Below are 26,702 nucleotides of genomic sequence, written 5' to 3'. Positions count from 1 at the left end.
ACAGCATTCCAGCTAAGATCTGTAGTTACTGCAACATTTGTTGCTCCATGTAAAGGACTCGATAAGGTTGTGCAGCTAGGAATAACTGTAGGAGAGTCTCCTGTTCTAAAACTTTCCTCAATACAACTTGTAGCGTCTCCTTCATCGTTATAAGGGATAATGGTTACAAAAATAAGCCTGTTAGCTCGTAAGTCATCAGGTAAGTCATAGGTTGTTACATTACCAACATCAACATTATTAAGAACCTCAAAACCTCCTCCGGTGGTGCCGACTGTTAATAAATATCCCGTAGCATTGACTATGGGCCTCCAACTAAGATCCGTATCAATTGGAACATTTCTAACTCCGTTTAATGGACTAGTTAAACTTGTACATACTGGTGGAACCGGAATAATTTCTGTTATGAAACTTTCTTCGACACAAGACATTGCATCTCCTATAGTATTATATGGCGTTATCGTAACAAAAATGGTTGTATCCTGTGGTAAATCTGTAGGGATATCATAAGTGGTTACATTACCAACGTCAACATTATTTATAATATTACTGCCTCCAATTGTAGTACCTGCTCTTATACGATAACCATCAGCATTAGCTATCACTGACCATTCTAGATTTGAGCCTACTGCTACATTAATAGCATTATTAGCAGGCATGGTTAAATTAGTACAATCTGGTACGGTTGGGGTAGCACTACTTGTAATTTCAAAACTTTCTTCGGTACAAGCTGTGGCATCACCTTCGTCATTGAATGGTATTAATGTTACAAAAACTGTTTCTCCGCCAGAAAAATCAGTAGCAAATTCATATGAAGTATCAGTAACTACTTCATTATCAACAATTGTAATATTACCAGGATTGGTTCGTACTGTAAGCCTATATCCTCTAGCATAAAGGGTAGGCTCCCAACTTAAGTTAGTATTTACAGGAACATTAGTAGCTCCGTTTAACGGTGCAACGAGTTGCGTACATACAGGAATAGGACAATCTAATATATCACCGACAACAGACCAACCATAGTTGTCAATCATCGATTGTCTTTCTTCCAATGCATCACAGTACGACAACCCTTGAGCACCTAAAATAATTCCAGTAGTTAGCGTCTGTCTAGACCAAGCGATTAAAGTCGTATCATAGTTTTCTCTTGTCAATGCTGTATTGTCTAACATATTTCTCATATCAGAAACATTACTAACATTCCAAGTACTAAACTCTTGATCTAAAGCTGTTGCATTCATAAACATAAAGCGCATACTCACAGCACCTATATTCCAACGATCAAAAGATTGATTAAATGCCGTTGCATTTCTGAACATGTATTCCATATTTGATACTCCAGAAACTCTCCAATTATTAATGGTATGGTCAAAAACCGTAGCACCATTAAACATTAATGACATATTAGTAACCCCTCTTACATTCCAGCTATCTATCAACTGATTAAAAGCAGAAGCTCCGCTAAACATTTCCTGCATCGTTGTAACAGAGGCTACATTCCAAGAATTTATAGGTTGATTATAAGCTACAGCATTTCTAAACATAGCTCGCATAGTTGTTACAAAGGACACATTCCAACGATCTATATTTTGATCAAACGCTGAGGCTCCATTAAACATCTCTGCCATCGTTAAAGCTTCTCCTGTATCCCAGCTTCCTAATGGCTGATTAAACGCTATCGCATCTTTAAACATAGCTTCCATCGAAGTCACCGATGCTACAGTCCAATTATCTATAAAGTTATTAAATAACTCTGCATCCTCAAACATCGAATTCATTAAGGTCACAGATGATACATTCCAGGTACTAAGTGGTTGATTAAACAACAAAGCATTTTTAAACATAGCCGACATATTTGCTACTGCACTAACATTCCATCTATCAAGAGGTTGATCGAAAGCCTGGGCACTTTCAAACATAGAAGACATGTTCACAACAGAGTTAACATCCCATGTGTTTAAAGGTTGGTTAAAAACATTAGCATTTTTAAACATAGAGAACATGTTAGTGACATTAGTGACGTTCCAACTATCTATGTTTTGATTGAATACCCGAGCACTTTCAAACATAGAAGCCATTGTAGTGACCGATGATACATTCCAATTATCTAGAGGTTGGTCAAAACTATGAGCGTTGTGAAACATAGAACTCATATTGGTTACCTTATTTACATTCCAACTATTGATAAACTGGTTAAAAGCATTGGCCTGTGTAAACATCATAGACATATCAGTTACTTCAACTGTATTCCAGTTATTTAAGGGTTGATTAAAAGCTTGAGCAGAGTTAAACATATTAGTCATATTAGTTACTGCACTAGTATTCCAACTGTTTAATGGTTGGTTAAAAACCTGAGCAAAATGGAACATGGAACTCATATCTGTTACATTACTTACATTCCAATTATCTAGAGGTTGGTCAAAACTACGAGCGTTATAAAACATACTCTCCATATTTGTTACATTAGCTACATTCCAACTATTTAGGGGTTGGTTAAATGCTCTTGTCCCAAAAAACGCCTTAGACATATTCGTCACGTTACTCACATCCCAATAATCAATATTCCCATCAAAAAGATCCGCTTGATAGAACATTTCTAACATACTATCTACTTGAGATAAATCTGGTACATCTGTAGCATTATAAGTCATATTACGACAGCCAAAGAATGCTCTTTCCATAGATTTCCATTGTTGTGTTCCCCATTGATCTATTGAAAGCAATTTTATATTATCTGTAGAATACCAAAAATAGTGTGCGGGATAAGTTCCTATAATGGTTACTGTATAAACTCCTGGTGTTTCATACGTATGGGTTATAGTACGAGTAACATTATTGTCAAATTGGTTATCACCCCAATCTATAGAGTAATCGTATATTAAACCTCCTTTGGCTATTATTCTAAGTTGATTTTCAGCAGAAGTGAACGGAGATGTATTACGAGTATCATAAGTAAGTACAAAAGCATCAGGACTGTCTACCCAATTTTCAACCACCGTAAAACTCTCTTCAACACAACTTGTTGCAGGTCCAGCTGCATTATAGGGCACAACCGTAACAAAAACCTCATCACCAGGAGTAAAATCTGTTGTAAAATCGATACCATTTACATTACCAACATCATCATTGTTGTAAATAATTTGAGTAATTCCTCCATTTACTCTTCTAACACTTATTCTATACCCTGTTGCACCTGGTACAGCTTCCCATACGATATCGGCATTAGACGGTGCATTAGTATCTCCATTTTTTGGAGACACTAACGAAGTACAAATTACAAAAGGACAGTCTATAATATCTCCATCAATAGTCCAATTAAAGTCATCTATAAGCTCTTGACGTGCATGACGCCCATCACAATAATTTAAAGTTGTTGCTCCTAATTCTACATCGGGCATTACTGTTTGCATAGCCCAACCTGTTAAAGTATTATCATAATTAATTTTTGACACTCCTGAATTTGAAAGCATATTGGTCATATTACTAACATTAGTAATATTCCAACTACTTAGATTTTGATCAAAAGCACTGGCATTATTAAACATATTAGACATGTTAGATACCGAACCTGTATCCCAATTATTTAAAGGTTGATTAAAAACGGTAGTAGTATTGTAAGAATAAAACATTCCAGTCATGTTTCTTACAGCACCAGTATCCCAACTATTTAAGGGTTGATTAAAAGCTAAAGCATCATAGAACATAGAACTCATATCTGTAACATTACTTACATTCCAGCTGTCTAATGGTTGATTAAAGGTCTCCGTGTTTCGAAACATAGAACCCATATCTGTAACATTGCTTACATTCCACCTATCTATAGGTTGATTAAAAGCCTGAGCATTATTAAACATAGAACCCATATCTGTAACATTACTTACATTCCAGTCATTTATGTTCTGATTAAAAACTTGTGTAGTTTCAAACATAGAATGCATATTTGTAACGCTGTTTACATTCCAAATACTTATATCCTGATTAAAACTACCAGTTGCTTCAAACATAGAACTCATACTAGTTACATTACTTACATCCCAAATACTTATATCCTGGTTAAAGCTATTCGCTCTTTCAAACATGCCATCCATATTTGTAACAAGGTTTACTCTCCAACTATCTAGTGGTTGATTAAATCTTCGTGTATCCCTAAACATAAAACTCATATCCGTCACCTTACTTACATCCCATCTATCTAATGGTTGGTTGAAATTACCAGACAAGTAATAACCATCGAACATCCTAGACATATTAGTAACATTACTCACATTCCAATTATTCAAAGGTTGATCAAACGCTATATTTCTCAAAAACATCGAAGACATATTGGTTACCGAAGAAACATCCCACCTTTCTATGTTTTGATTAAAAAATCGGCAGTAACTAAACATACCCGACATGTCTACAACCCTAGAAACATCCCAACTACTTATATTTTGGTTAAAAGCATTTGCAGAGCTAAACATATTAAACATACTTGTAACCAACGCCGTATCCCAATTATCCAAAGGTTCATTAAACAACCTTGCAGCTAAAAAAGTTTCAGACATATCGGTTACATTACCTGTTTCCCAATTATCTAATGGTCTGTTAAAAGTTACAGCGCTTGCAAACATTCCTGAAATATCAGTTATAGTACTTATATCCCAGTTGTTTATTATACCATTAAAAACGGTAGCACTTCTAAACATATTCTTAAGGGTTGTTACCAGTGACAGATCAGGACTATCAATAGCATCAAAATTTAAGTTTCCACAACCATAAAAAGCATTCTCCATGGTCTGCCATTGAATATTTCCCCAAGCTAGTATTTCTACAATCTTATTCTTATCACCAGCATTATTAAAATAAATAGCAGGAAAATCACCGCTTATGCTTATAGTATATCTACCAGGAGTGGTATATGTATGTGTAATATCTCCTGTTACGTTATTGTCGGTTGTAGTATCTCCCCAATCGATGTTGTAACTATATGTGTAACTGGAATTCGTGGGAATAGTAACTTGGTTTGAATCCGAAGTTCCTGTTTGCCGAGTATCCCAAATAGAATTAAATGTCTGTCCGAATAAATTATAACAGAAGAAAATAAGGAATATCGTTAGAGCATTTTTTATCATGGCATAATATCTTTTAATAAGTCGACCTCTAATAAAGTTAAATGTGATGGCAGATTATGTTGTTAGTCCTTTTTGTGTAAGTTTTTAATTTTAACAACCCGTTTAAATGAAAGTGCATTGTGAATCAACACAACTAAATCACTCTAGTATAATTGTTTATTAAAACTAAAAAATTGCTTAAAAGTTAATACCCAGGCTCATTGTGATCTTGGAACCCTTATGTGAATTAAATAAAAGGTGCTTTATGTTATTTTTCATAGGTTAAGCTTTTAATTTGGTAATTATTTTTTACGATTTGTTTTTGTTATTCTATTAGGATATCATAAAACAAAGGTGCGCCATCATAAACATTATGGAAACATCTTTTCCAGTGAAAAAAAATACCCTGAAAACCGGGTATGTAAAACCAAAAAATAGTGTATTAAACTTTAGAAGTACAAGTACAATCCATTAAAACTCAAAATAAAAGCTTGTAATGGTTCATGAACAGCTTAGAGTGTGCTGCTAATCGTTTTAAATATAGATTAAGGTGTAAGCTATTTAACATAAGAGGCCCTTTAGAAATGAAACCACTTTTCAAAAAAACTAAAACATATAAAAGTAAGAATCCCTTAATCCAAATACTTCATTTTTATAGCATATTTAGTTAATCCCGCTAAGTTTCTTACCCCCAATTTAGCAATCAAATTTTTCCTATAGCTTTCAATGGTATGTTTACTTAAAAATAAGCTATCTGCTATTTCCTGGGTAGTAAACTCTTTTGCTATTAAAGTAATCACGTCTATTTCACGCTGTGTTAGTTTAATGTTTTCTTTTTTCTTTTTAGAAAATTTATTTTCCATATAGATATCTGTTATCTCTCGCGAAAAATATTTATCTTCTTTTAAAATAGTTTCTATTGCTTTGAGTAATTCTTTTTTTTCCGCATTTTTAGGAACATAACCATCTACATCACTTTCAATAAGTGAATCAATCATATCGGGATTGGTATGCATACTAACGGCAAGAATTTTAAGATTGCTATTCTTTTCTTTCAGCGTTTTAGTCAATGTGATTCCATCCATTTCTGGCATGGTAATATCTGTAATAACTAAATCTATTTGCTCGTTACTATTAATATCTATATACTTGACAACTTGAGTTCCATTTTTTGCAGTTAACAATATATTATATGCTTCTTCAGATTCAAAAATACTTAACAAACCATCTAAAAACATTTTATGATCATCTGCAATAATTAAATTATATTTCATTGTTTATGGGGTTTCAAATTGAGAATTTCAATACTTATTATAGTACCTATTTTAGGATTGGAGTCTATATTTAAAATTCCGGATATTTTTTTCAATCGGCTTTTCATATTTTTAAAACCAATTCCGTTGGTTTCTTTTTTAAGATTAAACCCAATTCCATTATCTTCAAAAATAATTCCGAGTGTGTTGTCTATTAAATTAATCTGAATATTAATCGAGCTTGCTTTAGCATGTTTAATGGTATTGGTTATTAGTTCTTGAATAATTTTAAAAATTTCAGCTTGTAAACCCTCATTTAGAAGATCAATTTCTTCAACCGGATAGGCACTCATATTTGAAGAAATAGAACTTCCTTCTAAAATATTATTAAGATACTCTTTAAGAATATTATAAAAATTATTTTCACTAAATTTTTTAGGAATTAAATTATGCGATAAACTCCGGACTTGCCTATAAGTATCATCTATTTGATGGTTAATTGAAGCTAAATCACTTGCATCCGAATTATTTAATCGTAACTTAATACCTGCTAAATTACCACCAATACAATCATGTAATTCTTGAGCAATACGTTTCCGTTCATTATTCTGACCTTTTATAGACGCTTTTACTAATTTTAATTCTTGATCTTTTAAAATAGATGCTATTTTTTGCTCATTAACTTCTTCTTGTTTTTGGTTTAGCTCATTCTGTGCTCTTAACTTTAAATAGTATATATATAATAACCCTATGATTGGTATTAAAAAAACAAGAAAAGAATATAGAATTATATTTTTAATACTTCTTTGCCTTTTTGCCTCTGCTTGTTGAACTAAAAATTGGGCCTCTTTAATTTCTTGATTTTTTCTAAGTAAACTATTTTCATTAATCGCTTTTTCTGTAGTATTTTGAATAGATAATAATTCATTTTCATTCTCTTTCTTTTCTATCTCTCTTTGCAGCTCCAAATTTTGAATAGTCTCCTTTTGATTGGCTAATTCTAAATCTTGATTGATTTTTTCTACTTGTAAAATACTAATTTCTTTTTCTCTTTGAAGTGTTTGGTATTTAACTTCTAGCTCATTGATTTCTTTGTTTCTCTGAAGTTGGTTAATAGAATCTTTTATAGCAAAGTATTTCATAGAAAAATTATATGCTCTTCGATAATTAGAATTATATACTGCTATATTTTTTAAGTTCTCATAAATAAACAACTGCTGATCTAGGTATCCTAAATCCATTGCATTCACTAAAGCCAAAGAGTAAATCAATTCTGCATCATGAAACTCTTCGGCATTAATCAAAATGCTACCTATATTCATTTCAGCGTTTAATTTTTCTTTATAAAACTTATGCTTGCTTGCTATTTCTATAGCTCTTTCATAAAGCACCAAAGCTTTATCTGTTTTATTCAGAACTTGAGCATTAGCTGCCAAATTCAATAAAATGGCTGTTTTCGCAGAATTAGCCTGGTGTTTTTGGGCTAGTTTAAGTCCTTTTTTTAAAAACAGATCAGAGGTTTCAAAATCTTTATTTTTAGCATAAATCTCTCCTATGTTTATATAACTCCCCATTGTTATTTCAGGGTCTTTTTTATACGACAAACATTCTTTAAAGAGTCTTAAAGCTTGACTTAAGTCTCCCATAGCAACATAATTTACCGCAAGCCCGTGTAAGTGTGTAAAATAACTCTCTTGTTCATTATATTTTTTAGCTAATGTAATCCCTTTTTGATGCCACTTTTTACTTTCTTCTACTAAGCCTTTAGTATTACAATTAATGGCTAATATATTATAAGCTGCCATTTCTCTTATACAGATCAGAGAATCGTTCCCTACTGTATTTAAATTTATAAATGCTTTGACATAAAAATTCGAAGAATCACTTAACCCTCTATTTTTAAAATAATGTGCTAATAATAAATAAGCATTTATTTTAGCATAATGTGTGCGTGCTTTTTTTCGTAGTTGATGGCCAATAGTATACGCTTTTTTATCACCTCGATTTAAAAGATTGAAAGCATCTATTATTTCTTCTTCTTCTATCGATGCTATATTAGTTTTAGAATAAGAGTACGAGTCATTAACTTGAGCGACTATTGTAGTTGAAAACAATAGTAAGATTTGTAAAAACAAATGGTATAATGACTTTAACGTAACTGACATCTTATCTTAAGCAGGCAACATATATTGTATTAAAAAAGCTGCTTAAAAATAACATTTTATAAAACAGCTTTTGATTTTTAATTAAATAAGTTTTTATTCGTCTAGTTATAAGATGAATAAAACTAAAGATCCATTCTTATAAAGAATGTCTCTTTAGTTTCTTTGAAATTTTACAATCCTTTTTTCAAATCTTCAATGGTCTTAGCCATTACTACACCAGGAAGTTTTATAGGCGCACCAACCTGCGCTAAAAATGTTCCCTTTACCTCTCCTCTTTTATAAGTTGTAAAACCAATACGATATAAACCTACAGATAATGCTTTCTCCGGATTACTAACTTCGCTTTTATATCTTAACAATGAGTTATACTTGCTACCGCTTGGCTGTTTTGGCATTTCGCTACTATCATCATTACGTTCTAACACAGTCCATTTAGCACTACTTACAGCTGCTTCGCTAATTTTATCTTTGCTAAAAATATCCGAACGCTCTAAAGTAATATACGTATCAAAATATTCCTTTGAACTCGCATTATCTGCATAAGCTTTAGACTTTGTAGCTTTTTTAATTTTAGTTTTTCCAACTGGAGACATCATTCTTACTCCCAACTCTGGAGCTACTGCAGGTATCCATACATAGATATAATAAAATTTCTTGCCATCTTTTGTTTCATCTTCATTACCAGGAGCTGCATATCCTAAATAAGATATCATGTCTGTGTATGGAACTTTTATAGTTTTTGGCCCTATTTTCTTTTCGGTTAAGCCACCAAATTTTGATAATTTTTGAGCATTTGCAGATACGAGGCTACCAATAACCAATAAGGCTATTGCAATTACATTTTTTGTTTTCATTTTTTCGTTTTTATTCACTTTTAATTAATATTTATCCTAGATATATAAAAAAGAAGCTGCGATCATCCAAGCTCCAACAATTAGTCCTATAACTCCCAGTTTTCCTTGTTTTGGGGCTAATTTTTCTCTTAATTTGTTTGCTTTTTCTTTTGCTTCTTCGTTTTTAGACAAAATAAACTTATTGATTAAGCCAAAGCCTAACATAAACCCTAAAATAGCTTCAACTAAATTTCCTGCTAATAATGTGATCCACCATACTGGATTTGTTGTAAGCCAACCGATGTTTAAAACAGCTGATATAACGCCCCAAAGTCCCCAACAAAAAAAGGCAAATCCAATCCAACCTTGATAAGGTTCAATTTTTTCTAAAAGTTCTTTTGCATTTGGTTTTTTTGAAAGAAGTAAAGATGGTACGGCAATAATACTTAATAAGATTAAGGTAATTCCCCAAGTCATAATTTTAAATTTTTAAAAGGTTAATATTCATTTTATTGGTATTCTATAAAATATCATGAGGCAAAGATGCGGCAGTACTAATATTTAAGAAACATCTTTTTCAGTGAAAAAGGATACCCTGTAAACAGGGGGTGGCAAAAACCTAAAAAGCGCATCGTCAAGCACATACTCTTACTAGCATGGTTTTTAGAAAAGTAAACTCAACTATTTAAGGCATAAAAAAAACGCCTAGGAACTATTTACTAAGCGTTTTTTAATTTAAAATTATTTTTACTAGAAACTATTTATTTTGCTTCTGCGTATCGTCTTTCAACTTCGTTCCAATTAATAACATTAAAAAATGCATTAATGTAATCTGGACGTCTGTTTTGATAGTTTAAGTAATAAGCATGTTCCCAAACATCAAGACCTAAAATTGGTGTACCTCCACATCCAATACTTGGCATTAATGGATTGTCTTGATTTGGTGTAGAGCATATTTCTATTTTACCCCCTTTGTGTACACACAACCAAGCCCAACCAGAACCAAAACGAGTCGCTGCAGCCTTACTAAAGGCAGCAATAAATTCATCTTTAGATCCGAATTCAGCTTCAATAGCATCTTTTAAATCACCAGACAAATAACCTCTATCTTCAGGATTCATTAATTCCCAAAATAATGAGTGATTATAAAATCCACCACCATTATTTCTTACAGCACTATTATTTATATCTAAATTTCCAAGTATATCTTCAATAGACTTCCCTTCTAAATCTGTTCCAGCAATAGCATTATTTAAATTATTTGTATACCCTTGATGATGTTTAGAATGGTGTATCTCCATAGTACGAGCGTCAATATGAGGTTCTAATGCATCATATGCGTATCCTAATTTCGGTAATTCGAAAGCCATAGTTATTAGTTTTATAATATTAATATTTAATTTCTTTCAAAATTACATATAAAACGGGGTAATTAAAAATAATTAATTGTTATGAAACCATTGATAGTTTTTATCTTGTATCCAAAATTATAATTCATGAGCCAAAACCATTCTTTTACTATTTATAATGCTTCTGCTGGAAGTGGAAAAACATTTACATTGGTAAAAGAATATTTAAAAATTTTATTTCGGTCTAATAATTATGAACATTTCAAACGCATTCTAGCTATTACGTTTACAAATAAGGCTGTTGCCGAAATGAAAGAACGAATTATTGAAACACTAAAAGAATTTTCTAATAAAACGATATTAAATAAGCCTAATAGTATGTTTGGTACTATTTGTGAAGAATTGCAAATGGATGCGAATGTCCTTCACAATAAATCAGAAAAACTATTAAACACGATTATACATAACTATGCAGCATTCGATATTTCTACTATTGATGGTTTTACCCACAAACTTATTAGAACCTTTGCATACGATTTAAAATTACCCTTAAATTTTGAAGTGGAGCTAGATCAGGATGCCTTATTAAATGAAGCTGTTAATAGTTTAATTGAAAAGGCTGGAACAAATGATGCACTTACCAAAGTACTTATAGATTTTGCTATTGAGAAAGCTGATGATGATAAAAGCTGGGATGTTTCTTTTGATTTTAATAAAATAGCAAAGCTATTGGTTAATGAAAACGATATTCCTTTTATTGAAACGTTAAAAGACAAAACTCTAGGTGATTTTAAAATACTTAAGTCACAATTAAAAAAAGAGCTTGCATTTTTAGAAAATAACATGACTCAAAAAGCGCAAAACATTTTAACCTTAATTGAAGAGGCTGGTTTGGAATTTAACGATTTTTCTGGAAGTTATCTACCAAAGCATTTCAAAAACCTGGCCAGTAAAAAGTTAGATTTAAACTTTGAAGCCAAGTGGCAAGAAGATATTGAAACTAAAACATTATACCCTAAACGTGTTACAGATACGATAGCGTCTATAATAGAGCAAATTCAACCACAAATAGCTGCTAGTTTTCATGAAACCAAACAACTGGTTTTTCGTCTTAAGTTTTTAAAAGCTTTTTATAAAAATATAACGCCACTATCTGTTTTAAATGTTATTAATAATGAATTAAAGGCGCTTAAAGCAGAACAAAATAAAATGCTTATTTCTGAGTTCAATACTATTATTAGTAAAGAAATAAGGAACCAACCTACGCCTTTTATTTACGAGCGTATTGGCGAAAAGTTTAACCATTATTTTATTGACGAATTTCAGGATACTTCAGTAATGCAATGGGAAAATTTAATTCCACTTTTAGGAAATTCTTTATCTACCGAAACAGGAAACGCGATGTTGGTTGGTGATGCAAAACAGGCTATTTATCGTTGGCGAGGTGGAAAAGCAGAACAGTTTATTGGCTTATTTAATGACGAAAACCCATTTCATATTGAAAAACACGTTGAAAATCTTCCAACAAATTATAGAAGTTTCAAAGACATTGTAACTTTTAATAACGGCTTTTTTAATTACCTATCAAGCCTAGTTTTTAGTAAAAAAGATTATACATATCTCTATGAAAATGCACATCAAAACACGTTTTTAGAGGATACCGGCTATGTTGAATTAACTTTTTTAGATATTAATACAGAAGACGATAGAGACGAATTATTTTCTGAAAATGTTCTAAAAACTATTAATAACTGTTTAAAAAACGGCTTCAAATTTGAAGACATTTGCGTATTAGTACGTAAGAAAAAAGAAGGCGTTGCAATTGCAAATTATTTAGGGCAACACCAAATCCCTATCATTTCTTCTGAAACCTTATTAATTAATAATTCACCCAAAGTTGGTTTTATAAATAACATTTTAGCGCTCTTAATTCAGCCAAAAAACAATGAAATAAAAATTGAGGTTCTCAATTATTTAAGTATCCTTTTTAATGTTAAAGACAAGCATGAATTCTTTTCCGAGCATGTAAATTTGTCCATCTCTAATCTATTTCAAAGTTTTGAAGCATTCAATATATTTATAAATAGCGATTCACTACTACAACTCCCTCTTTATGACTTAGCTGAAACCGTAGTGAGAGATTTTAATTTGGTTGCATCTTCCAACGCTTACATACAGTTTTATTTAGACATTGTTTTAGATTTTTCTCAAAAAAAGGGATCAAATATTTCTGGATTTTTGGAATATTATGACAAGAAAAAGGAAAGCTTAAGTATTGTATCTCCTAAAGGACAAAATGCCGTTCAAATAATGACCATCCACAAATCTAAAGGCTTGGAGTTTCCTGTGGTTATTTTCCCTTATGCCGATTTAGATATTTATAGAGAATTAGACCCAAGAGAATGGTTCCAGATAGATAAAGAAAAATATGCTGGTTTTTCACACACCTTGTTAAATTACAGCAAAGATTTTGAAAATTATGGAGATGAAGGGCAACGTATTTATAACAAGCATCAATCTGAACAAGAATTAGATAACATTAATTTATTGTATGTCGCCTTAACGCGCCCTGTCGAGCAACTACACATCATTTCAACAAAAGATATAACGTCAAAAGGAGTCCCAAACAATAAAAAGTATTCAGGTTTATTTATAAACTATCTACAGCACTTAGGCTTATGGAATGATTCTCAATCTATATACAGCTTTGGGAATTCCAAAAAAACTACCGAAAGTTCAGCCATTACAAAGGAAGCCAATATTCAACAAGAATTTATTTCAACTGCAAAAGAAACTCATAACATAAAAGTTATAACCAAATCTGGACTTCTTTGGGACACGAACCAACAAGAGGCTATTGAAAAAGGAAACCTTATTCACGATATCATGTCTCAAATTAAAACAAAAGAGGATATTGATTTTGTTATAAACGATTTTATAAACACTAGTTTAATTACAGAAGAACAAACAATAGAATTAAAACGAATACTAATTAAAATAGTAGAACATCCCAAACTCGAAAATTATTATAGTTCAGACTATAATATACATAATGAAAGAGATATTATTACTAAAGAAGGTATTATTTTAAGACCCGACAGATTAGCTTTAAACTCAAAAAATGAAGCTGTAATTATTGATTATAAAACGGGTATTGAAGATAAAAAACACTGGCAACAATTACAATCTTATCAAGACGTTTTAGAAGACATGCAAATAACCGTTACAAACAAAATTCTTATCTATATAAACAAGGATATTAAAATAAAAGAAGCGTAACCCTATGAAAACATTATTTCGCGTAAGAAAAAACGATTTATTGCTCTAAAAACAAGATATTTGTCTCATCCAATACTCGTTTTTTCCTTTAATCAACAAAAAAGCAAGAATGCACGGACACGTTTATACAAACCATATAAGCAAGTATTTCAGGCAAGGCTATCATTAGGTTTACTAAAACCTCTGAAACTTTTAATATTATCTAAATCCATTATGAACTATCTATGAATAAACCGAATGTCCCATTTTTTTATATATTTGTCTTTGTTAATAAAATTTAACAACTTACTTTTGTTTACAATTAACACTTAAAAATTAAACTTTTGAATATGAAAAATCTTAGCAGATTATTGTTCGCTGTGTTGTTTGTACTTGGTTATAGCAACGTTGATGCGCAAGACAAAAACAATCCATGGCAAATTACCATTGGGACAAACGCAGTTGATGCTTACCCTTCTGGTGATGGTGCTCCTTTTAGTGAGACTATCTTTAGCAAATATGTAGATGTAGATAACTGGAACATCTTACCTTCTTTATCAACTATCTCTGTATCTAAATATGTAGGTGATGGTTTCTCTTTTGGAATTGGTGGTTCTTTAAACAAAATTGAAAACTGGGGTGAAGACGCTAACGGAGACGCTCTTAAAGTAGATGATTTATCTTATTATGGTGTAGACGGTACTATTAAGTATAGTATTGGAGAAGCTATAGACTGGAACACTTTCGAGCCTTTCTTAGGTGTTGGTGGTGGTTACACATGGGTAGACGAAGTTGGAGCTGGAACTTTAAACGGAACTTTAGGTTTCAATGTTTGGTTTAGCGATAATGTTGGTCTTACTTTACAATCTTCATATAAGCACGCGTTTGAGGATTACTTAAACACTCATTTCCAACACTCAGTTGGTCTTTCTATCAAATTTGGTGGAGCTGATGCTGACGGTGATGGTATTTATGACAAAGATGATGCTTGTCCAGATGTTCCTGGGTTAGAAGAATTCAACGGTTGTCCTGATACTGATGGTGATGGTATCGAAGACAGTAAAGATGCTTGTCCTAACGAAGCTGGTTCAGCTGAACTTAATGGATGTCCTGATACTGACGGTGACGGTATTGCTGATAAAGATGATAGCTGTCCTACAGTTGCTGGTTTAAAAGCTTTAGCTGGTTGTCCAGATGCTGATGGTGACGGTGTAAAAGATGGTGATGACAAATGTCCTAACACTGCAGGTGCTCCAGCAAATAACGGATGCCCTTGGCCTGATACTGATGGTGATGGTGTTTTAGACAAAGATGATAAATGTCCAGATGTTGTTGGTACTGTTGCTAACAATGGTTGTCCTGAAGTTACTGAAGAAGTTCAAAAAACTTTAAATGAGTATGCTAAAACTATCTTATTTGATACGGGAAGATCTACTATTAAAACACAATCTGAAACTGTTTTAAAAGATATCATCAAAATTCTTAACGAATACCCAACTGCAACATTTACTGTTGAAGGACATACAGATAGTACAGGTAGAGCTAGTACTAATCAGAAATTATCTGAGTCTAGAGCCAACTCTGTAAAAGATTATTTAGTTTCTCATGGAGTTGACACTTCTAGATTATCTGCTATTGGTTATGGTAAAGATAAACCAATCGATTCTAACAAAACTAGAAAAGGTAGAGCTAACAATAGAAGAGTTGAAATCAACCTAGTAAAATAAAAAACTATTAATTAGTTTTTAAAATAAGTTTTACAAAAAACGCTTCGGATATCCGAAGCGTTTTTTATTTTTATATAATGAACTCATTTAGACTTTTTGGATTTAAGCGAAAATTAGAAGTTTTTGACTATGTTGAAGACTTTTTTTCCTTGCATAGCAGAGCTACGCAAGGAAAAAAAGACAAAAACAGAGCTGAAAACAGCCATTTTTTAGCAAATTGAAAAAGTCTAAATGAGTTCAATACCAATTAAACTTCAATGACGACTTTTATTTTCGATGTTCTAAAAGATTTACACAATAATAATCAAAATCTTTCCGAATTAACTTTTGTTTTACCAAGTAAAAGAGCTGGGTTATTTCTAAAACATCAACTCTCTAAAGTTGTTAAACAAACTATCTTTTCTCCTAGTATAATAAGCATTGAAGAGTTTGTAGAAGATTTATCAGAACTTAAAAATGTTGCTAATACAGAACTTCTTTTTGAGTTTTACAATACCTATATTAAATTAACTAAAAATGATGAAGCAGATTCTTTTGAATCGTTTTCAAAATGGGCTCAAATACTACTTCAAGATTTTAACGAAATAGACCGATATCTCATACCTCAAAAAAACATTTTTGATTACTTAAGTGCTATACAAGACTTAAACCACTGGTCTTTAGAAAATAATAAAACCGATTTTGTTAAAAACTATTTATCTTTTTGGTATAAACTTCATAACTACTATGTAGAATTCACCAAACAACTTATAAATAAAAAAATAGGTTATCAAGGTTTAATATATAGAGAGGCTGCAAATAATTTAGAGTCTTATATTCAAAATAACCCCGAAAAACAACATGTATTTTTAGGGTTTAACGCATTAAATACTTCTGAAGAGATCATCATACAAAAATTACTTCAAAATAACTTAGCGAAAATTTATTGGGATATAGATGCCGTATTTATAAACAACTACAAGCATGACGCTGCTTTATTTACACGGCAGCATAAAAATAATTGGGCATTTTTTAAAAACAAGCCTTTTAACTGGATAACAACAAATTATTCAAAAGAAAAAAACATATCTGTTTTTGGTATTCCTAAAAATATTGGACAAGCAAAATATATTGGTACACTTCTAAATAATTTACAAAAAGACAATCAATCATTACAGAGTACTGCTGTGATTTTAGGTGATGAAAATTTACTTATACCAGTATTAAATTCGCTTCCTTCAGATATTGAAGCGTTAAATATAACCATGGGGTTCCCTTTAAAATCTATTCCCGTGGCATCCCTTTTTGAGTCTTTATTTCATTTACATAAAACACCATCAAACATATTTTACTATAAGGATGTTATAAATATATTATCCCATCAATTTATAAGACCTCTATTTTACACTAATGAAGTTGATATGGCATCAAAAATAATTGAATCCATTGATGCTAATAACTTAGTTTACTTAACAGCCGAGCGTTTAAAACAACTGGCATGCAATTCAAATATTATTGATTTGTTATTTTCAAATTGGGATCAATCTGTTGATAATGCTTTAAACAATTGCTCTCAATTAATATTACACATTAAAAACTATCTAGACGATAAAAAAGCTTCTAATTTACTGTCATTAGAATACCTATTTCGCTTTAATGAACTGTTTAACGAACTATCTCGTTTAAATACAGCATACCATCACATCAAAGACATTTCAACACTCTATAGTGTCTATAAAGAGCTATTAAGCTCAGAAACTTTAGATTTCCAGGGAGAACCTTTACAAGGTCTTCAAATTATGGGTATGCTAGAGTCTCGTGTTTTAGACTATGAAACCGTTATTATTTCATCTGTAAACGAAGGCATTCTTCCTTCTGGAAAAACTAATAATTCATTTATTCCATTCGATGTTAAAATAGAAAACAATCTACCCACCTATAAAGAAAAAGATGCCGTCTATACCTATCACTTTTACAGGCTGTTACAACGTGCAAAGCATGTTTATATACTTTACAATACAGAGGCCGATATTTTAACCGGTGGAGAGAAAAGTAGATTTATAACTCAATTGGAATTAGAAGGGATACATCATATAGACCACCAAATTATTGCACCTCAAGTTCCCATAATTGAAACCTCTTTAAACGTAGTAGAGAAAACCAATTCGGCTTTAAATGAGCTAAAAAATGTTGCTCAAAAAGGGTTTTCTCCATCATCATTAACGAACTACATAAGAAACCCTATCGATTTTTATTATCAGAAAATATTAAAAATAAAAGAACATGATAATGTAGAGGAAACAGTAGCTGCTAATACTTTAGGGACTGTAGTACATAATACTCTAGAAGACTTTTACAAACCATTAATTGGCACTTTTATATCTGTAGATAATATTAAAAAATTAAAAACTAATATTGTAAAAACGGTTACACATCATTTTACAGATGTTTATAAAGAAGGGGATATCACTAAAGGTAAGAACTTAATAATTTTTGAAATTGCAAAAAGGTATGTCTCAAATTTTTTAGACTTAGAAATTGAAGATTTAAAAGCTGGAAATCAAATAAAAATAATAGCTATTGAAGCAAATAACAAGGTTATCGTTGATATTCCAGAACTTGATTTCCCAGTAACTATTACAGGTAAAGTTGACCGTGTTGATGAATATAATGGTGTAACCAGAATTGTAGATTACAAAACAGGAAAAGTGGAACAAAACAGTGTTGAAATTGTAGATTGGGAATCTATTACTACAGATTACTCTAAATACAGTAAAAGTTTTCAAGTACTTACCTATGCTTATATGATGCATGTATCAAATCAAATTCAACTTCCAGTTGAAGCAGGCATTATATCATTTAAAAACTTAAGTAAAGGGTTTTTAAAATTCTCTAAAAAAGATAAAGCAGGAGCATACGCTAAAAAAGATGCATTGATTACTCAAGAGACCCTCAATAATTTTTATAATGAATTAAAACGTCTCATTTTAGAGATTTGCAATCCCAATATTCCATTCACAGAAAAAGAAGTATAAAATGATTAACAAAAAAAATAGTGTTATTGAAGGAAAACACGAAAAACCCATTTTAATAGATCTGACTTTCGATTCAAAAAACAGTAATAGACCCATTATTATATTTTGTCATGGCTATAAGGGCTTTAAAGATTGGGGTACTTGGAATTTAATGGCTGAAACTTTTGCTGAAACTGGATTTTGCTTTATAAAATTTAATTTTTCGCACAATGGAGGAACGATTGAGCAACCCATAGATTTTCCAGATTTAGATGCCTTTGGTAATAATAATTACACTAAGGAGTTAGATGATTTAGAATTTGTAATCGATTGGGTTTTTAAAAATGATGAGATAAAAGGCATAGGTAACACCAATAACATTAGTCTAATTGGCCATAGCCGTGGCGGTGGTATTGTTTCTATAAAAGCAGAAGAAGACTCACGCATTAAAAATGTAATCACTTTGGCAAGTATTTGTGATTTTGGTAAAAGAACAGCAACAATTGGCGATTTAGAATCCTGGAAAAAAGACGGAGTAAAATATGTTCTTAATGGTCGGACAAAGCAACAAATGCCCCATTACTATCAATTCTATGAAGATTTTGTAAAAAATGAAGAACGCTTAACTATTAAAAGAGCCGTGTCAAATTTAAAAATACCCCATTTAATTATTCATGGTAATGCAGATACTAGTATTTCTATTGAAGAAGCCGAAAAACTTCACAAATGGAATCCAAATAGTAAACTAGTAATTATAGAAAACGCAAACCACGTTTTTGGAGCTTCACATCCTTGGGAAAAAGATAATTTACCAATGCATTTACAAGAAGTAACACAAGCAACCCTGTCTTTTGTAGAACTTAATATTTTATAATTCAACTCTAAACAACGATTTACGAAATTTCTTTTTGAAAAAAATAAATGATTTAAAAAAAAGCGCCTTCCAAAAATAAAAAAGTTTAAACGAGTTCTATAAGTAACACCTAGAGAAAGCAAAAGGCAGACAATTAATTAAAGTTTTATTTATAAGTGATTTCTTTTATATTTGAGAGTTCGTAACTACAATTTTAACACTTAGTATATATTTTATGAAAAAACAATTAACAATTATTTCAGCAATCTTTTTTACATCTCTGATGTTTTCTCAAAAGGTCAAAGTTAAAGAAGGTGATTTTAAAAACTTAAAAGAAATCACAGAGTACAACCTACAATTTGAGTACTCGGATTTAAAGATCCCAAAGTACGATTCGGAAGAAGACTTTCTTAAAGATAAAATGAAAAAGAGAGAAGACAAAGAAGCTGGAGCAGGAGAAAAATTTAAAGCGTCATGGTTTGCAGATAGAAAAGACCGATATGAACCAAAATTTATAGAATCATTTAACAAAAGATTTGAAGATGGTGAAGTAAAAGTAACTCAAAATACTGCTGCAAAATATACTTTGCTTGTAAAAACTACTATGATGTACGCAGGTTATAATGTTGGCATCGTGAGACAAAACTCAAAAATAGAAGCAACCCTTGTTGCTTTTGAAACTAAAACTCCTGATGTTATTTTATTTTCAGCAGATTATACTAAAGTAGAAGGATATGGAGCTATGGGGAATGACTATAATTCCGGATACCGCATCTCTGAAGCTTATGCAAAACTAGCTAAAGAATTTGCTAAAAACCTAAAGAAAAAAGCACTAAAATAATTAGGATCAGTAAAACGGATATTAACAGAAAAAGCGAATAATTTTTTAATTATTCGCTTTTTCTGTTTCCATATCAATAATATGAGCAACAGTCTTAACCAGCCTATCATGATTTTTCACAAAAGGATTGGTTTCATCCCAAACATATCCAGCTAAAACAGCACATATTTGTTTTTTAATCTCAGGGTTTTCTGGTTTGTGGAAAAATATTTTTTGGAGATTTCCAGTATACCATTCCTTTACATAAGTTGCAAAAACATTAACACCTTTTTTAATATAATCTGAATACTCTACTTCCCAATCAACTTCAGTATTCTGTAATTCTTTAGTAATTAATTTTGCAGCAAGTAAAGCAGATTCTGTCGCAAATGTAACCCCAGAAGAAAATACAGGATCTAAAAACTCGGCACTATTACCAGTAAGCACATATCCCTTACCATAAAGTTGAGTCACAGATTTAGAGTAATTTTTTATTTCAACTGGATTGAACAAAAAATCAACACCATCAAACCTATCACTATAATAATCTGAAAGTTTGAGCATTTTTGCTAACTTTTCAGTTGGTGTACCTTCAAAAGATTCTACAAATTCTGTTGGTCCAACATAACCAATACTCGTTGTATCATCAGAAAACGGAATAACCCATAACCATACGCGCCTATCTATGACATCAAATGTTATGCGTGTACCTTCCCATCCCTCAGGACGTTTAATATCTTTTACATGTGTAAATATTGAAGACTGATTAAGAAGTTCTGATGGCTTCTCTAAATTTAAAAGTCGCGGTAAAACCCTACCATATCCACTTGAATCAATAATATATTTTGCTCTGATGGTATTACTTTCACCTTTCTTATCCTTAATGGTTGTTAGAGAACTACCATCTTCATTAAAAACAACATCAACCACCTCATGCTCAAAAGTAATATCTACACCTCGTTTTATAAGTTCATTTGCAAGTACATTGTCAAAATCTGCTCGCGGTGCTTGCCAAGTCCAATCCCATCCTTCTGTATGTTTCTTACTGAAATCGAAATTACACACCTCTTCTCCCCTAATAAATCGTGCACCCTTTTTAACTTCAAAGTCACACTTTTTTAGACTATCTAACAAACCTACTTCTTCAAAATGATCCATGCATCTAGGCAACAAGCTTTCTCCTATAACAAACCTTGGAAACCTACTTTTTTCTATCACCTTTATCCTACAGCCCTTGTCGTACAAATATGATGCCGAAACACATCCAGATGGTCCTGCGCCTATAATTAGTACGTCAACACTTTCTTCACTCATAATCTTTTTAGTTGGTATCATTTATTATTCTAAATTTGCATTCCAAAATAACTATTTTATCTTTAGTTATTAAAATATTATTTTTAAATTTTACCAACACAGGCTAGATGTTAAAACTTAATGGAACTTTAGGTATCGAAGATTTTTACAAAATCATCTTTCAAAACAATCCTATCGAAATTGATAATACGGTTTTTGAAACTATTGAAAATAGTTTTAATTTTTTAAAAACGTTTTCGGAAAACAAAACTATATATGGCGTTAATACAGGCTTTGGTCCCATGGCGCAGTATAAAATAGATGATACAGATCGTATAAAACTACAGTACAACTTAATTAGAAGTCATGCTTCTGGTACAGGAAATATTATTGATCCTATGTATGTAAAAGCAGCTATGCTAGCGCGATTAAATACGTTGTCATTAGGTCATTCTGGAGTACATAAATCGGTAATAGAATTAATGAGAGCATTAATTAACAGAGATATCATTCCGTTAATTTACGAACATGGTGGTGTTGGTGCTAGTGGCGATTTAGTACAATTAGCTCATTTAGCACTTGTTTTAATTGGTGAAGGTGAAGTTTTTTATAAGAATGAATTAAAACCCACAAAAGAAGTTTTTGAAATAGAAAACTTAAAACCAATTACTGTTGCTCTACGAGAAGGGTTGGCTTTAATGAATGGTACGTCTGTAATGACTGGTATTGGTATTGTAAACACCATAAACACCAGACGATTACTTAATTGGGTGATCTTGTGTTCTTCAGCAATCAATGAAATCGTTCAGGCTTACGATGACCACTTGTCCTTTGAGTTAAACCAAACAAAAAAGCATAAAGGGCAGCGTGAAGTCGCTAAACAAATGAGAACACATTTAAATGACAGCAAGCTAACCAGAAAACGTGAAGAGTTTTTATATAATAAAAACCCAGAGGTTACTGTCTTTGAAGAAAAAGTACAAGAATATTATTCCTTACGATGTGTCCCTCAAGTATTAGGGCCTGTTTTGGATACTTTAAATAATATAGAAAATATTTTAATTGAAGAAGTAAATTCAGCAAACGACAACCCTATAGTTAGCGTAGAAAAACAACATGTATACCATGGTGGAAACTTTCATGGCGATTATGTATCGTTAGAAATGGATAAATTAAAACTAGTTGTTGCCAAAATGAGTATGCTGGCTGAGCGCCAACTTAACTACTTGCTAAACCCTAATCTTAATAATATTCTTCCTGCATTTGTAAACCTTGGGACCTTAGGTTTAAATTTTGGTATGCAAGGTGTTCAATTTACGGCAACATCTACTACAGCCGAAAATCAAATGTTATCCAACCCTATGTATGTTCATAGTATCCCAAATAATAATGATAATCAAGACATTGTTAGTATGGGAACCAATGCAGCATTAATTACAAAAAAAGTTATTGAAAATGCTTTTGAAGTCGTTGCTATTGAAATGATAACCATAATACAAGCAATTGAATATCTTAAAACACAAGATAAAATATCTACAAAAACTAAAAAAATGTATGATGCTATAAGACATTTAGTTCCTATATTTACAGAAGACATGGTCATGTACCCTTATGTAAATAAGGTTAAAGACTTTATTATGAATCATGAAAACAATATTGTATGATGAAATTTTACTACACTTTACTTTTTACGTTTCTTTTAAATCTAACATCTATTAATGCGCAAGAATTAGCTCTTGTTAGAGACAATAATCTTTTTGGTTACATTAACACATCTGGAGAATATGTCATTCAACCTCAATTTGAAAAAGCAGGAAATTTTTCTGAAGGCTATGCTGCGGTTATTAAAGACGATAAATGGGGTTTAATTGACACATCTGGCAAGTGGGTACTTAATCCTGAGTTCGATAGAGTAAAAAGCTTCAATTCTGGTTATGTACTAGTGCTCCAAAATGACGAATGGAGTTACGTCAATGCTTCGGGAGAAAAATTAAGCACGCCGGTAACAGAAAAACATTATGATTTTAATGATGGAGTTGCTTTTCTAAAAAAAGCTAAAAAAACCGGACTTATCGGAACTGATGGTAAAGTTATTTTAGAACCAACTTACTATATCATTAAACCGTTTGTCAATGGTTATGCTAAAGTACGAAAAGGAGATTTTTGGGGCATGATAGATAAACAAGGAAAAGTTTTCATTCCTACGGAATATGATGAAATAGGGAGCTACAATAAACAAGGTGTTTGGGCAAAAAAAGGAGAAACTTTTGGAGTTATAAGCAATAATAAATTTAACACAACCGTAGGAATTGATAAAATTTGGGATTTTAATGACAATTCCAACTTAACCTATGCAAGAAGTAATAAGAAAATTGGTTTTATAAACAATTCAGGAGCATGGGTAATAAAACCTAGGTTTGATAAAGCAAGAGCCTTTAATAATGGGTTAGCACCTGTTTCTAATAAAAAACTATGGGGGTACATTAATGAAAAGGGGGAAGAAGTGGTCGCATTCAATTTTAGAGATGCAGAGACCTTTTCAGCAGATGGGTTAGCACCCGTGAAAGAAAAAAAACTGTGGGGTTTTATTAATAAATCTGGAGACATTGTAATTCCTGCAGAATATCAAATTACAGCAGGGGGCTTATCTTTATTCAGTAAAAACGCCGTTAAAGGTTTTCATAACGGATTAGCTCGCGTAAAAAAAGGTAAACTATGGGGGTTTATAAATAAAAAAGGGGAAGCATTAGGCAATAAATGGTATCAAAATGCTGAACTTTTTTCAAAAAAACAATAAGCCCTAACTCTCATTCTAAAAATGGACAAAAATAAGATTACAAAATACGCTTTAGTAACTGGTGGGTCAAGAGGGATCGGAAAAGCAATCTGTATTCAACTAGCCAAAGACACTAATTATCACATTTTAATTAACTATCAAAATAATAAACAAGCTGCTCAAGACACATTAGAAAGTGTTAAAGACGCTGGTGGTACAGGTGAATTATTACAATTTAATGTGGTTGATAATGAAGAAGTGAAATCTGTTTTAGATAACTGGCACGAAAACAATAAAGACGCTGTTATTGAAGTGATAGTTAATAATGCTGGAATAACAAAAGACGGCTTATTTATGTGGATGACTTCTGAAGACTGGAATAATGTTGTTAATACTAGCCTTAATGGATTCTTTAATGTAACGAATCATTTAATTCAAAAGTTGTTGGTTCGAAAATATGGACGTATTATTAATATTGTTTCATTATCTGGTCTTAAAGGCACTCCAGGTCAAACCAATTATTCTGCAGCAAAAGGAGCAGTTATAGGAGCCACTAAAGCTTTAGCTCAAGAAATAGCCAAACGTAAGATTACAGTAAATGCAGTAGCTCCAGGATTTATTAAAACAGATATGACTGGGGATTTAGATGAAAAAGAATTAAAAAAACAAGTCCCTGCAAATCGTTTTGGAGAGCCCGAAGAAGTGGCACATTTAGTATCTTTTTTAGCATCTGAAAAAGCATCTTACATTACAGGGGAAGTTATAAATATAAATGGTGGCATTTATTCATAAATAATTTGAAAGATGAGAAGAGTTGTTATAACTGGTATGGGGATTTATTCCTGTATTGGTAAAAATTTAGAAGAAGTAAAAACGTCTCTTTATAACGGTACCTCTGGAATTATCTCTGACGAAAAAAGAAAACCTTTTGGATATCGTTCATCCTTAACAGGGATGGTAGAGACACCTAACCTTAAAAACCTCCTTACAAGAAGACAACGCATTAGTCTAGGAGAAGAAGGATCATATGCCTATATGGCAACTATTGAAGCCTTAGAAAATGCAAAAATCACTCAAGAGTTTATAGATGCCAACGAAGTAGGAATCCTTTACGGTAATGATAGTACCGCGAAGTCTATTATAGAATCTGTTGATAAGATTAGAGAGAAAAAAGACACCACTTTAGTAGGTTCAGGATCTATTTTTAAAGGCATGAACTCTACCGTAACCATGAATCTCTCTACTATTTTTAAATTAACAGGTGTTAATTTCACCATAAGTGCTGCCTGCGCAAGTGGCTCTCACGCTATTGGTATGGCATATCAACTTATAAAAAGCGGACTTCAAGACTGTATTATATGTGGAGGTGCTCAAGAAATTAATGAACTAGCCATGGCCAGTTTTGATGGTTTAGGAGTATTTTCTTCAAACGAAGAACAACCAGCAAAGGCATCGCGACCATTCGATAAAAATCGTGACGGTCTTATTCCTAGTGGCGGCGGGGCAACCTTAGTAGTAGAAAGTTATGAGTCTGCCATAAAGAGAGGAGCACCTATTTTAGGTGAAATTATAGGCTATGGTTTTTCATCAAACGGAGAACATATTTCGACACCAAATGTCGATGGCCCTTCCCGCGCAATGAATAAAGCTATTTTACAAGCAAACATTCCCGTAGAGAATATAGACTATGTTAATGCACATGCGACTTCAACACCCGTTGGAGATGCCAATGAAGCTAAAGCAATATTCGATGTTTTTGGAGAAAACGGCCCTTATGTGAGCTCAACAAAGTCTATGACAGGACATGAATGCTGGATGGCTGGGGCTAGTGAAATTATATACTCAATGCTTATGATGGAGCACTCTTTTATTGCTCCTAACATAAATCTGGAGAAACCAGATGAAGATGCCGCAAAATTAAATTTGGTAAGCAAAACGATAGATAAAAAAATTGATGTATTTTTGTCCAACTCTTTTGGGTTTGGAGGAACAAATTCAGCATTAATAATAAAAAAAATAAAGCACAAAGATGAATAAAGAAGTTATTATTGAAAAGATAAACGACTTTCTTATAGATGAATTTGAAGTTGAAAATGATGATATTTCACCCGAAGCTAACTTAAAAGAAACTCTTGAGCTGGACAGTTTAGACTTTGTTGATCTTGTTGTATCCATTGAATCTAATTTTGGTGTTAAATTAGTAGGAGAAGATTTTATAAATATTATTACACTTCAAGATTTTTACAATCTTATTGAAAATAAATTAAAGGAATAAAACAATTTTACTCTAAC

18 protein-coding genes are annotated in these 26,702 nt (G+C 31.9%); 11 read left to right on the top strand and 7 right to left on the bottom strand.

The features are described 5' to 3' along the window. The 6 genes from Q4Q39_RS06130 to Q4Q39_RS06105 form a co-directional block, all read right to left on the bottom strand. On the bottom strand, window positions 1–5,111 hold a 5,111-nt coding region (locus tag Q4Q39_RS06130), incomplete at its 3' end, for a BspA family leucine-rich repeat surface protein (RefSeq protein ID WP_303281528.1). A gap of 611 nt (window positions 5,112–5,722) precedes the next feature. Beyond that, a complete protein-coding gene (locus tag Q4Q39_RS06125; RefSeq protein ID WP_303281527.1) occupies window positions 5,723–6,364 on the bottom strand; it encodes a response regulator transcription factor in 642 nt (213 codons plus the stop codon). Next, window positions 6,361–8,457 carry an ATP-binding protein gene (locus Q4Q39_RS06120; protein WP_303281526.1) on the bottom strand — a complete coding sequence of 699 codons (2,097 nt, stop codon included), beginning with the start codon at window positions 8,455–8,457 and terminating at the stop codon, window positions 6,361–6,363. Before Q4Q39_RS06120 ends, Q4Q39_RS06125 begins: the two co-directional genes overlap by 4 nt. 221 nt (window positions 8,458–8,678) lie before the next feature. After that, complete coding sequence (locus Q4Q39_RS06115; protein ID WP_303281525.1) at window positions 8,679–9,362, bottom strand: Lipl32 family lipoprotein; 684 nt, start codon at window positions 9,360–9,362, stop codon at window positions 8,679–8,681. Between the two features lie 36 nt (window positions 9,363–9,398). Continuing rightward, complete coding sequence (locus Q4Q39_RS06110; protein ID WP_303281524.1) at window positions 9,399–9,818, bottom strand: hypothetical protein; 420 nt, start codon at window positions 9,816–9,818, stop codon at window positions 9,399–9,401. A 284-nt stretch (window positions 9,819–10,102) separates the two neighbouring features. Continuing rightward, the gene (locus Q4Q39_RS06105; RefSeq protein WP_303281523.1) at window positions 10,103–10,711 is read right to left on the bottom strand and encodes a superoxide dismutase; all 609 of its coding nucleotides are present in this window, start codon (window positions 10,709–10,711) and stop codon (window positions 10,103–10,105) included. Between the two features lie 126 nt (window positions 10,712–10,837). Here Q4Q39_RS06105 and Q4Q39_RS06100 point away from each other — a divergent pair, with 126 nt between their 5' ends. From Q4Q39_RS06100 to Q4Q39_RS06075, 6 genes are all read left to right on the top strand, one after another. Beyond that, window positions 10,838–13,969 (top strand): UvrD-helicase domain-containing protein, encoded by a 3,132-nt coding sequence (locus tag Q4Q39_RS06100; RefSeq protein ID WP_303281522.1) that lies wholly within the window; start codon window positions 10,838–10,840, stop codon window positions 13,967–13,969. Between the two features lie 329 nt (window positions 13,970–14,298). After that, window positions 14,299–15,675: an OmpA family protein gene (locus tag Q4Q39_RS06095; protein WP_303281521.1), complete on the top strand. Its 1,377-nt coding sequence runs from the start codon at window positions 14,299–14,301 to the stop codon at window positions 15,673–15,675. A gap of 77 nt (window positions 15,676–15,752) precedes the next feature. Beyond that, window positions 15,753–15,896: a hypothetical protein gene (locus tag Q4Q39_RS06090; RefSeq protein WP_303281520.1), complete on the top strand. Its 144-nt coding sequence runs from the start codon at window positions 15,753–15,755 to the stop codon at window positions 15,894–15,896. Window positions 15,897–15,932: 36 nt separating this feature from the next. Further along, window positions 15,933–18,689, top strand: a complete 2,757-nt coding sequence (locus Q4Q39_RS06085) for a PD-(D/E)XK nuclease family protein (RefSeq protein WP_303281519.1) — start codon at window positions 15,933–15,935, stop codon at window positions 18,687–18,689. A 1-nt stretch (window position 18,690) separates the two neighbouring features. Then, window positions 18,691–19,542: an alpha/beta hydrolase family protein gene (locus Q4Q39_RS06080; protein WP_303281518.1), complete on the top strand. Its 852-nt coding sequence runs from the start codon at window positions 18,691–18,693 to the stop codon at window positions 19,540–19,542. Window positions 19,543–19,756: 214 nt separating this feature from the next. After that, complete coding sequence (locus Q4Q39_RS06075) at window positions 19,757–20,362, top strand: hypothetical protein (protein WP_303281517.1); 606 nt, start codon at window positions 19,757–19,759, stop codon at window positions 20,360–20,362. A gap of 45 nt (window positions 20,363–20,407) precedes the next feature. Here the strand turns inward: Q4Q39_RS06075 and Q4Q39_RS06070 are convergent, their stop codons facing one another. Beyond that, entirely contained in the window at window positions 20,408–21,655 is a 1,248-nt protein-coding gene (locus Q4Q39_RS06070) for an NAD(P)/FAD-dependent oxidoreductase (protein WP_303282030.1), read from the bottom strand. A 107-nt stretch (window positions 21,656–21,762) separates the two neighbouring features. Here Q4Q39_RS06070 and flxA point away from each other — a divergent pair, with 107 nt between their 5' ends. The 5 genes from flxA to Q4Q39_RS06045 are packed head-to-tail and all read left to right on the top strand — an operon-like array spanning window position 21,763 to window position 26,685. Next, window positions 21,763–23,298, top strand: coding sequence for a flexirubin biosynthesis tyrosine ammonia-lyase FlxA (gene flxA / locus Q4Q39_RS06065; protein WP_303281516.1), 1,536 nt, complete (start codon window positions 21,763–21,765; stop codon window positions 23,296–23,298). Continuing rightward, on the top strand, window positions 23,295–24,431 hold the full coding sequence (locus Q4Q39_RS06060) for a WG repeat-containing protein (RefSeq protein ID WP_303281515.1): 1,137 nt from the start codon (window positions 23,295–23,297) through the stop codon (window positions 24,429–24,431). Before flxA ends, Q4Q39_RS06060 begins: the two co-directional genes overlap by 4 nt. Before the next feature lie 21 nt (window positions 24,432–24,452). Further along, entirely contained in the window at window positions 24,453–25,202 is a 750-nt protein-coding gene (gene flxB / locus Q4Q39_RS06055) for a flexirubin biosynthesis SDR family reductase FlxB (protein ID WP_303281514.1), read from the top strand. A gap of 12 nt (window positions 25,203–25,214) precedes the next feature. Beyond that, complete coding sequence (locus tag Q4Q39_RS06050; RefSeq protein ID WP_303281513.1) at window positions 25,215–26,447, top strand: beta-ketoacyl-[acyl-carrier-protein] synthase family protein; 1,233 nt, start codon at window positions 25,215–25,217, stop codon at window positions 26,445–26,447. After that, window positions 26,440–26,685, top strand: a complete 246-nt coding sequence (locus Q4Q39_RS06045) for an acyl carrier protein (RefSeq protein WP_303281512.1) — start codon at window positions 26,440–26,442, stop codon at window positions 26,683–26,685. Before Q4Q39_RS06050 ends, Q4Q39_RS06045 begins: the two co-directional genes overlap by 8 nt. Window positions 26,686–26,702: the final 17 nt, after the last annotated feature.

This window comes from Flavivirga amylovorans, from assembly GCF_030540875.1.
GTDB classification, from domain to species: Bacteria; Bacteroidota; Bacteroidia; order Flavobacteriales; family Flavobacteriaceae; genus Flavivirga; species Flavivirga amylovorans.
Note: the sequence above shows the minus strand (reverse complement) of the source record. Positions and strands in the feature narration are given on the sequence as shown.